This is a genomic window from Streptomyces sp. NPDC005722, assembly GCF_040630935.1.
GTDB lineage: Bacteria > Actinomycetota > Actinomycetes > Streptomycetales > Streptomycetaceae > Actinacidiphila.
This window is the reverse complement of sequence record NZ_JBEXYN010000033.1, coordinates 83,597-94,376: the sequence shown is the minus strand read 5'-3', so window position 1 is coordinate 94,376 and position 10,780 is coordinate 83,597. Positions and strand designations below refer to the sequence as shown.

General features: G+C 69.8%; 6 protein-coding genes and 2 pseudogenes. 3 read left to right on the top strand and 5 right to left on the bottom strand.

The genetic code is table 11. The features are described 5' to 3' along the window. Nucleotides 1-339: 339 nt before the first annotated feature. Complete coding sequence (locus ABZ479_RS30040) at nucleotides 340-2,688, bottom strand: ABC transporter permease (protein ID WP_500464487.1); 2,349 nt, start codon at nucleotides 2,686-2,688, stop codon at nucleotides 340-342. Beyond that, on the bottom strand, nucleotides 2,685-3,392 hold the full coding sequence (locus tag ABZ479_RS30035; RefSeq protein ID WP_500464486.1) for an ABC transporter ATP-binding protein: 708 nt from the start codon (nucleotides 3,390-3,392) through the stop codon (nucleotides 2,685-2,687). Before ABZ479_RS30035 ends, ABZ479_RS30040 begins: the two co-directional genes overlap by 4 nt. Nucleotides 3,393-3,607: 215 nt before the next feature. Between ABZ479_RS30035 and ABZ479_RS30030 the strand changes: the two genes are divergently transcribed. Continuing rightward, nucleotides 3,608-4,915: a sensor histidine kinase gene (locus tag ABZ479_RS30030; protein ID WP_500464485.1), complete on the top strand. Its 1,308-nt coding sequence runs from the start codon at nucleotides 3,608-3,610 to the stop codon at nucleotides 4,913-4,915. Beyond that, a complete protein-coding gene (locus ABZ479_RS30025) occupies nucleotides 4,912-5,613 on the top strand; it encodes a response regulator (RefSeq protein WP_500464484.1) in 702 nt (233 codons plus the stop codon). Before ABZ479_RS30030 ends, ABZ479_RS30025 begins: the two co-directional genes overlap by 4 nt. A gap of 117 nt (nucleotides 5,614-5,730) precedes the next feature. Here the strand turns inward: ABZ479_RS30025 and ABZ479_RS30020 are convergent. After that, nucleotides 5,731-7,261, bottom strand: a pseudogene (locus tag ABZ479_RS30020) (ISL3 family transposase). A 96-nt stretch (nucleotides 7,262-7,357) separates the two neighbouring features. Beyond that, entirely contained in the window at nucleotides 7,358-7,855 is a 498-nt protein-coding gene (locus ABZ479_RS30015) for a DUF6841 family protein (protein WP_500464483.1), read from the bottom strand. A gap of 161 nt (nucleotides 7,856-8,016) precedes the next feature. Between ABZ479_RS30015 and ABZ479_RS30010 the strand changes: the two are divergent. Then, nucleotides 8,017-8,343: pseudogene (locus ABZ479_RS30010) on the top strand (calcium-binding protein); the annotation flags it as partial. Nucleotides 8,344-8,526: 183 nt separating this feature from the next. Here ABZ479_RS30010 and ABZ479_RS30005 read toward each other — a convergent pair. Further along, on the bottom strand, nucleotides 8,527-10,563 hold the full coding sequence (locus ABZ479_RS30005) for an ATP-binding protein (RefSeq protein WP_500464482.1): 2,037 nt from the start codon (nucleotides 10,561-10,563) through the stop codon (nucleotides 8,527-8,529). Between the last annotated feature and the right edge of the window lie 217 nt (nucleotides 10,564-10,780).

Below are 10,780 nucleotides of genomic sequence, written 5' to 3'. Positions count from 1 at the left end.
CCGGTGGCCGTTTGTCTATGCGGGCACCAACCCAGACGCCGGAGCAAACCCCCGCATCAGGTCCAACCCGCTACACCACTTCCAAGGACGCAACCCAGCGCACACGTCGGCCGTGGCGAAGATCTCCCCCAGAGCTGTCTGTGGCTGGCCGGGCCAGGTCCCCAGCTGACTTCTTTGAACTCTGCAGTCCGTATCGCGTGACCTGCTTCGCGGGGAACGATCTTGATGTGTGCGGGAAACGATCTTCGCTGGTGGGATGCAAACCCCTGATCAGCGCATTTCGTCGGGCCCCGAATACAGCTAGCGGGGGCCGGTGGCGCGAGCTCTGGATCCGACCTCCTATTCGGTACGCAGGGCCGTGGCGGTTCGGGTTCTGGCAGTCCAGCCGGCGGGCAGGAGCGCGCCCAGGATGGCGATGAGCAGGCCGCCGAGTGCGAGTGGGAGTAGTTCGGCCAGGTGGTAGACGGCGATGACGGAATCGGGGAGGCGAAGTCCCACGCTGTCGCCCATCGCGGGGATGACCCAGCCGTGCAGGGCGACGCCCAGCGGCACGCCCAGAGTGCCCGCAACCAGTCCGGTCAGGGCGACCGAGGTGATGACCATCGCGATGGTTTGCCGGGGCGTCATGCCGAGCGCCTTGTGGACCCCTAGTTCCCGGACCCGCTCCCGGGTGTCGAGCAGCACACCGTTGAGCACTCCGAGCGCCGCGACGGCGACGAGCATCAGCGTGAGGGTCACGGACAGCGCGTTGAGGGTCGCCACCATGTCGCCGCCGTTGCCGAGCCCGCCGGCACGGGCGGTGACGCCCAGCGGTTTCAGATCCCTGTTCAGGGCATCGACGTACTCGGTGACGTTGGTGCCTGGCCTGACCGCGATGTGATGGGTCGTCTCCGTCAGGTCGGGATGTGCGGCCGTGAGGGTCGAGGCGTCGGTGAAGACCTGCATGCCGTCGTTGCGGGGGTCGAGGACCTCGCCGACGATCCGGACCGTGACCGGCAGGGCCAGGCCGGTCAGGGTGACGGTGTCGCCGATCCGGGTGCCGGTGGCGGTCAGGAAAGGTGTGGGGACCACGGCCTCGCCGGCCCTGTCGATCCAGCGGCCCGAGACCATCGTGTAGCCGCCCCAGGAGGCGTCGCCGGTGAAGGCGATGACGTTGACGGTGCCGGTCAGGCCGGACACGGTCGCCCGTACCGTTGCAGCGCTGTAGTGCTTGCCGGTTCCGGTGCTGGCGACGATGGCCGCGGTCACCGCGGCGGGATCGACCTCGGACTTCTTCTCAGAACCAGCGCTTTGGGCGCCGAAGTCCGGTATAGGCGCGGGCACGGTGACGTCGGCGGCGTCGTGGGCCCTGGCCTTCGTCACCTGGCCGAGCGACGCGCCCATCCCCACGGTGAAAGTCACGGCAATGGCGCCGAACAAGACCGCCGTACCCATGGCCAGTTGGCGGGCGGGCCGGGCGAAGGGCCTGGCCAGGCCCAGGGCGACCGGCTGCGGCAAAGGCAACCGTGCGGCCAGGCGGGTCGCCCACCGGCCGCGCCCCGCCGACGCGATACGCCCGACGGTGAGCGCGTCGACCGTCCGCAGCCGCCCCGCCCGCCACGCACTGGCCCACGCGGTCGATGCCACCAGCACGAGCACCCCGGCGATCACCGCAAGGTCGACCCAGGGGGCGACGGACAGGGCAGAGGTGCCGTAGATGTCTCCGGCCTCGGCCAGGACGGGCACGGCGAGCAGGTGACCGGTGAGGACCCCGAGCGCCGTTCCGACGGCGGCCGGGATCAGCGCCTGGCCCACGTACGCCCGGACGACCTGGGCCGGAGTGAAGCCGACGGCCTTGAGGATGCCGATGCGGCGCGTTCCCGTGCCGACGGCCGACGCGACGATGTTGCCGACGATGAGCACCGACATGACCAGGCTCAGGACACCGAACGCGATGAGGAACGGGACGTAGACAGCGGTGTCGCGCTCTGAGGCCTCCTTGACGGTGAGCCATGACTGTCGCCCGACGGCCGCTCCCGGTGGCAGGGACTCCGTGACCGCCCTGCCGCCCGCGGTGACCCGCGCGACGGTCCCCGCGTCGGTGAAGCGGTAGAGCATCTGGTAGCCGCCACTGCCGGGCGCCGTGAGGGCGGGCATCTGGGCCGGGACCACCCAGGCATCGGCGGTCCGCGTGACCGAGCGGGCCACACCGACAACCGTCAGCTCCGGGCTGCCGGACAGACCGAGGAAGCCAATTTTCATGCCCATGGTCGGGATGAGCGAAGAGTCGGCGGACAGAGCGACCTCGCTGCCGCGCGTGGGCCAACGCCCCTCAAGCAGCGTTACCTCGTCCACGTCTCCGCCGGGATCGCCCCGGCCGACCACGGTCATCGGCCACCCGGAGCCCGCCCTGTCCGCCCGCGGGGTGACCGTCGCCGTACGAAACGGCCCGGCCACGCCGCTCACCCCATCGGCGCCCGCGGACCCCGACAGCTGCCCGGCGCTCACCTTGCCCGCGTCGAACTGCACCGATAGATGCGCGCCCTGGTGCCTGGCGAAAGCGTCCTTGAAAGGCGCGCCGGAGACCGCGAGCAGCGAACCGCCCAGGACCGAGGCGGCCACCGCCATCATCGCGGCGAGCCCGATCACCAGCGTCTGCACCCGCCGACGCCCCACTCCCGAGCGCACGACCGCGCCGAGCGCGCTCATCGGACGGCCTCCGAGGCGACGGCCCGCGAACGGAGGTCTTCGGTGAGCCGGCCGTCGGCGATCCGGACCGTACGGTTCGTGCAGGACCGCGCCAGCGCCAGGTCGTGGGTGACCACCACGATGGTCTGGCCCTCGGCGTTCAGGTCGGTGAGCAGCCTGCTGACGTCCCGTCCGGCGGCCGCGTCAAGGGCCCCGGTCGGCTCGTCGGCCAGCAGCAAGGCCGGCCGGTTTATCAACGCCCGGGCCACCGCGACGCGCTGTCGCTCACCGCCTGACAGGCGTCCCGGGTGGGCGCGGGCGTGCCGGTCGATGCCGAGGCTCTCCAGGAGTTCGGCAGCCCGGCGGTCGGCCTCGGCGCGCGGGTGGCCCGCCAGGCGCGCCGGCAGGGCGACGTTGTCGGTGACGGTCAGGTCGTCGAGCAGGTTGAAGAACTGGAAGACCATGCCGATCTTCGATCGCCGATAGAGCGCCGATCCGGCCTCGCCCAGCCGGTCCACGCGCACCCCGTCCACGGTGACGGTTCCCGTGTCGGGCCGGTCCAGGCCGGCGATCAGGTTGAGCAGCGTGGATTTGCCGCTGCCGGAGGGGCCGAGGATCGCGACGGCCTCGCCGGGTCGCACGGTCAGTGACGCGTCGTGCAGGGCGGGCGGGCCGTCGTCGTATCGGCGGCTCACCTCGCGCAGTTCGATCACCGGCACGGTCATGGAAGGGCTCTTTCGGTGGGGGCATCGGATGCCCTGGACGGTAGGAGCGCACCCGGCATGTGCGCGTCGCCCGCTCGGACCCCTTGCCGTACCGTGTCGGGATGATCTGCTGGCACGTCATCCTTGCGATGTAGGCGCGCGATGTACGCGAGGTGCCGGAATCGACCACTGAGGCGGACTCCGAAGGATCGGGCTGCGGCGACAATGAACCGGTGATGAACCTGCGTACGGCGCTGGAGCGGCTGAGGGTCCTGGCCCGCGAGGCCGTCCGCGACGTCAGAGTCCCGACCGGTCCGCCACTGCGGCTCAGCCGTCGCGCCCGGGGGTTCGACGTGCTGGTGGCGCTGGTGCTCGGCGTCACCACCGTCTATTACGGCATCGACAACACGAACAACGTCGTGGTGCGCGAGATCGCACCCGGTGTGGAGTACGTCGTGCCGCGCCCGTCCGGCCCCGGTGGCATGGCGTTCATGGTGATCCTCGCGGTCGTCGCATCGGGTGCCCTGGCGCTGCGCCGCCGCTACCCGCTCGCCGTGCTGTGCGTCGTGACGGCGGCGACCCTGGCGACACCGCACAGTGTGCTGCGGCTGACCTTCTACGCGTTCGTCATCGCCGTGTACAGCGCCGCCGTGTACAGCCCGTACCGGGTGGCGACCCTAGGGGCGCTGCTGTCGGCGGTCGTCCTGGTCGGCACCGCGGGGAACTCGGTGACGCCGATCGTTCCCAACGAGTACATCGCCCTACTGATCCTGGTCCCGATGGCGGGAGCCGCCCTCGGGCTGCGCACCTGGAAACTCCGGACCGACGAGGGCCGGACGCGGCTGTCCGCCCTGGAGAACGAACAGGCCGAGGCGCTTCGCCGGGCGGTCGAGCACGAGCGAGCGCGGATCGCCCGCGAACTCCACGACGTCGTCACGCACAACGTCAGCGTGATGGTCATTCAGGCAGGCGCCGCCCGCAAGATCATGAAGGCCTCGCCCGAACAGGCCCATGAGGCCCTGCTCGCCGTCGAGGCAGGCGGCCGGGCGGCCATGACCGAACTGCGACACGTCATGGGCCTGCTCACGATGACCGGTGAGGGCGAGCCGACGGCCGGGGCCGACGACCCCGGCGCCGGCGTGGAACTGGCACCGCAGCCCGGCCTCGACCAACTGGACGCACTCGTCGGGCGGGTACGGGACGCCGGTCTGCCGGTCGACCTGACCGTGACCGGCCCGCCCCGCGAGATCCCGTCCGGCGTCGGGCTCGCGGTCTATCGCGTGGTCCAGGAGGCCCTGACCAACACGGTGAAGCACGCGTCGGGTGCCACCGCCTCCGTGACCGTCGAGTACGGACCGGAACGGCTGCGGGTGGAAGTCACCGACACCGGTGGACGCCCGGATCCGGGCGCCGCCACCGGGAACGGCCGGGGCCTGATCGGCCTGCGTGAGCGCCTCGCCGTCTACGAAGGAACCCTGAGCACCGGCCGGCGCCTGACCGGCGGCTACCGTGTGGAAGCGCTCATCCCCCTGGAGGCACCGTGACCGAGCACGCGCCGCGTGTGCTCCTGGCCGACGACCAGACCCTGGTCCGCACCGGATTCCGGATGATCCTCGGCGCCGACGGCATCGACGTCGTCGCCGAGGCAACCAACGGGGCCGAAGCGGTCGAAGCTTCCCGCCGGACACGTCCCGACGTGGTCCTGATGGACATCCGGATGCCCGAGATGGACGGCCTGGAGGCCACCCGCCGCATCCTCACCGGGACACCCGGCGAACCCCGCGTCATCATCCTGACCACCTTCGACCTCGACCGATACGTCTACGCGGCACTGTCCGCCGGGGCCAGCGGCTTCCTCCTCAAGGACGTCACCCCCGAACACCTGGCCTCGGCCGTCCGCACGGTACGTACCGGCGACGCCCTCCTCGCGCCCGCGATCACCCGCCGCCTCGTACAGCGGTTCGCACGGCACGGCAGCGACACCGCCGCCCTCCACCGCGACCTCGCTTCGCTCACCCCGCGCGAACTGGAGGTCCTGGGCCTGCTGGCCAGGGGACTGAGCAACGCCGAACTCGCCACCCGCCTGCGCCTGGCCGAGGCGACCGTCAAGACCCACGTCGCCCGCATCCTCGCCAAACTCGGACTCCGCGACCGCGTCCAGGCCGTCATCGTCGCCTACGAGACAGGGCTGGTCAGCGTCGGCGCGCACGAGGTCGCCCGGCAGTTCACAGATCAGGCATAGACCGAAGCCGACTCTCGGCAGACAACGCAGGTGTGCCACCGAATAGCCACGCCTGCCTTGAACGGGTCTGTCCATCGAACGGCTCTGTCTCACATTCGGTGGTGACGGGGTGTGCTGCTACCCGAGGAGGATGCGGTGGCGAAGCAGGGGGAAGCCTGCTCGTCCGTGCATCTGTCGCGCGATCCGCTTGGTTTTGGTGTTGATGCCCTCAGTGGGGCCGTTGCTGTACGGAAGCGTGAGCGCGGCGATCACTGCTTCCCGGTCTCGATCCAGGCCCCGGGCGAAGGAGTGCAGATGGGAAAGGTCGGTCATGCGGACCTGGTCGAGCCAGCGCGTGAGCCCGTCGGCGTTTTCTTCGCGAGGCGTCAGCAGCTGGGCAAAGTCCGCAATGCGGGAGGCCAGTTGGGTCATCTCGGGACAGGCGGCGGTGACGTGCCAGGAGGTCCTGACTTTCGGACTTGAGGTTGTCGGGCCTGGTGAGGAGCATCCGGGCGAGCCGGCGTGGGGAGATGTGGCTGCGGTCGGCGTCCGCGCGGCCTTGGTTGATGTACTTGTAAAGCAGGTTGAGGCAGCCTTCGTAGCCGATGGCCTTGATCTCTTCGAAGAGCTGATTAACGGGGACGGCGGGGTCCTCGGCCCGGCGTTTTCGAAGGTGCTCGCGGTAGGGGTCGACGAGGCCGGCGCGGTACTTGGGGACGCGGAGCATCCGCTCGGGCCGGTCGGCTCGTGCGTAGCGTTTGATGGTGTTCAGGGCCAGTTGCAGACGGCGGGCGCATTCGAGCAGGCCCACGCCCTGGTCGAGCAGGTCATGGATCTGATGCCAGCGTTCCAGGGTGGTTCGGGCGCGTGGCCCGTCGTAGATGGGTGCGTCCAGTACTGTGGCCCAGCAGGTGCTGTGGGCCTTCACCTCACTGGTGGCGGCTTCGCACAGGTTGTTCCACAGATGCCATCTGTCGGCGACCTGCACCGCGTCGGGCAGGGCGCGGCGGATGGCCTCGGCATAGGTCGTGGAGCCGTCGCGGCAAACGATCTCGACGCCCGGATGTTCGCGCAGCCACACCTCCAGCGTGTCGGCCGTGCGGTGAGGCAGCACGTCGATCCGCTCATGGGTCTCGGCGTCGATCACCACGGTGGCATAGCGGTGCCGCCGGCGCAGGGCGAAGTCGTCGACGCCGATCACGCGGGGCGTCCGCCCGGTGGGCAACGGGATGCGCAGCAGGGTGCGCAGGGCCGTGTGACGGGACAGGCCTACCGCGAGTATCGCCAGCAAACGTGATCCCGCCCGGCCCGCTAACTCTTTGACCACGGCCTTGACCTGCCTGTTTAGTCGGGCCGTGCGTCGCTGGTATCGCTCCAGCACCCCGGGCACCTGTTCGCGGAAGGTGTGACGGCAGCCTCGCGTGGGGCACACCAGACGCCGCAGCCGCACACGGACCACCACCCGCCGACCGTCCACCGGAACGTCGGCCACCGTCCGCCAGTGATATCCGTGCACCCGTCCCGACGAAGCTCCGCACACCGGGCAGACCGCGGTGTCCAGCGGCGTCCGGGCCCGAACCAGGATCCGCTCACCCTCATCGGCCACATCCTCCACGACCAGCGGAGACAGGCCCGAAAACACCATCTGCACAAGCTCGTTGACATCCATCACATGAAAATCAACGACCCTCACAACTCTCCGTCACCACCGAATGTGAGACAGAGCCGTTCTTTGTACAGTCCCTTCGGGGACACCATAGGCAGATCAGGGGGTCACGGTGACGAAGGTGTCCGCGATGCGGTTGGCGTTGGTCGGGTGGGAGGCGATGGCGATGATGCGCCAGGTACCGGAGGTGTGACGCCGGACCTCGAAGTGGACTCCGAGGCGCTCGATCTCGGTGTTGTCGGCGCTGCGGCGCGACCAGATCACGTCGATCCCGGCGGAGTGCGAGCTGTAGGCGGTTACTCGGCTGTCGGGAACTTCGGTGTGGGTGTATCCGGCAGCCCGCAACGGCTCCTGCTGCGTAGCAAGGTAGGCCAGTACCGAGTCCGGGTCGGGGCACCAGTCGTACAGGGCGCGGGCCGGGTCGGGGTCGTCCCTTGAGACGCTGAGCGGAGGGACCCAGAAGTTCAGAACGACCCGGGGATCGGTGGACGGGTCCGCAGCCACGGCGGTCCAGGCCGGGAGGTACTGGTTGAAGAACCAGTCACGGGCCTCCTCGGCCGCACGCGCCACGTTGTTCTTGTACTGCTCGAGGTTCACTTCGTTCCTTCGCCTTTCTTGCACCCCGGGCACGAGCGTTGCCCGGGTCTGGGATTGCCCCTGAGGCCATTCTGACGAGACGTCAGGCAATAGAAACCCGACCCGCCGACCCACACCGGGAGCGGCCGCCTCACCGGCCGCACGCCGCCGAAAGCGTTCTCGTGCAGCGTGACTCCGAGCTCACGGCGAACGCTTCGCCTGAGCCGATCGTCAAGGGCAAGACGCTCACGATCACCGGGACTCTGACCCAGGCGAACTGGCAGTCGGACACCAAGGCCGACGCGGGCTACGGCAGCCAGCCGGTGAAACTCCGGTTCCGCAAGAGGGGCACCACCACCTACACGACCATCAAGACGATCATGTCGTTGGGTGGAGCCCTGAGGACCACCGTCACCGCCTCTGCCGACGGCTACTGGCGCTTCAGCTTCGCCGGAACGACCACCACCCCGGCCGTCTCCGCAGCCGGCGACTACGTCGACGTGCGATAGCGAGCAGCACGACAGCGACACGACCCCCGACCACGCGCGGACGCTGTTGGTGAACCCGCCCCGCTGTATCTCGTCCGGCGGGGCGGGGTGCCACCGCCTGACCGGTCTCCCGCATCGACGGCGGGTGTCCGAGTACGGCCACGGAGTCGGCGATCACCTCGATGACGTGCGGGCGGCCGGGGGTCAGTCGTCCTTGGCGAGTTCCTGCCGCCAGAGGCGGTCGCAGAGCAACTCCGTGCCCCTGGTGAGGTGCCGGCGGTAGGTGGTGAAGGGAACGGCCAGTGACTGGGCGGCCAGTTCCTGGGTCGGAGCGGTGCCCAGGAACGTCGCGTCGAGCACCCGGTGCAGCTTCGCGAGCCGCTGGTCCACGGCCATGGCCCGGATCGTGCGCGTCAGCAGTTCCCGTAGTTCGCGCGTACGGTCGGTGAGGTTACCCGTGGCCACCAGGTGGCTGCGTACGAGCGGGTTGTCGGCCAGGGCGTCGCTGTGCAAGGTCCGGAGTGCGGCGCGCACCGCGTCGTCGAACTCGGGCCGGGACAGTACCGAGTACTCCTCCTCATCGGCGTCCGGGAGCACCGCCTGGCCGGACATCGCCTGGGTCGTGAGCAGATCCAGCCAGGGCTCCAGCGGTGTTCTGCGCCAGTCGCGGGCGAACAGGGCGAACTCCGTGGCTCCGATCAGCTTGGTGTCGGGCACCAGCGTGTGCTGGATGCCGGCGAAGTTCTCCTGCCACAGCCGGGAGTGGGCCGCGACGCAGAACGACCAGGCGAGCCCGTTTCCCATGAGCCATGCCTGCGCGTTCCTGAACAGCATCTGGTCCATCACCGGCGAGGATCGCTCGTACTGCTCAGGGTCGACGAAGAAGCGCGAGATGCCCAGGTGCTCTCCCGGCCGCAGCCCGCCCTGGTCCGCAACGTGGTTCCACGCGGCGTCGATCACCGGATCGGTCCGGCGGTCGTGCTCGTCCGGTTCGCTCAGCCGCAGCCATGCGGAGAAGCCGACCGGCAGTCCGGTGGAGGTGCGGCGGCACACCTGGAACGCCTCGGGGGCGCGGCCCAGCCAGTGGTTCACGATCGCGGCGAGTTCGGGGCCCTCGGCCCGCCGGGCGAGGTCCAGGACCTCTTGCCGGTCGGCCTCCTGGTAGCGGTCGCCGAAGACGTCCTCGGCACCGCCCCAGTGGAGGAATGCGGCCATGACGGGAGAGCGCCGGAAGGTGAAGAGGAGTTCACGGACCGTTCGCAGCGCATCCGCGTCGGCAGCCGCCCGTACGCGGTCCAGGAGGTGCCTTCGGACGGAGCGGTGGATCGACGCGTATCCTTCCGGATCGCGCCACCGCAGATCGGCCTCCAGAGCGTTGCGCACCACGTCGTGCGGGTAGACCCCGTGGGCGCCGGACTCGGTGAACGCCAGGCCCCGCAGCCACGTGAACAGGGCGCCCGCCTGATCGGCGGGTACCACGGCGCGTACGAGTTCCTCGGTGGTGGCCTCGGCGTGCGCGCACACCGCCAGGGCCCGGCGGTGGTGGTCTGAGGGCACCTCGCCCACCAGGTGGCCCAGCAGGGAGGCGACCACTTCCTGACCGGGCTCCCAGGAGGGGCTGGGGTACCGGGAGTGCAGCGTGCCTGGTTCGTCCCTGGCGACCTCGGCGGCCAGGGTCAGGGCGAGGGGATGGCCGCCGGTGAAGCCGAGGACTCTGGCGCGCAGGTGCTCGGCCACCCCCCTCTTCTCCATCAGGACAGCCGCGTCGTCCGGGTCGAGGTTGCGCAGCCTGATCACGCGCAGTGTCTCCGACCAGGCGGGGTCGGCTCGCCAGCCGGGAGTGGGTGGGATTCTGCTGGCCAGCACCACGATCGCGTCGTAGGGCAGTCGCGGCAGGAACTGCCGGCTGAGCCACGTCTCGAGGCCCTGACACCGTTCGAAGGTGTCGATCACCAGGACCATGCCCTCCGCCGGGTCGCCGACGGCGTTCTCGAACGCGCGGGGTGAGGCCTCGACCAGCCGCCCGTCCACCTCCACCACGGGCCGGCCCGCGTCACGGGCGTCGGCTGCGAAGCGGTTCAGCAGTGTGGACTTTCCGATGCCGCCCGGTCCGTGGACGTAGAACACCGAGAAGGCCCCGGTCTCACCGGCCAGCGCTGCGGCGAAGAGGTGACGTTCGTCGGCCCGGCCGACGAACGACCTGCGCCGGGCGGTATCGAGCCGGTCGCGCACGGTCCGCACACGTTCCCTTTCCTACCAGGACGTCCGACGAGGACGCCTCTCCCCTCCCAGAGCGGCGCACCTGCAGTGGCTCACCGGCTCGCGCCCCGGGTGCACGAGCACCGATGAGCAGTTATTGGACACGGGACGGCCTGGAGAGTGGACAGTCGATCTTCGTAACGTCATCCCATCGTACGACCCCGGCGCAGTCGCCGAAGGGCCGCGATCAAGGGTGCCA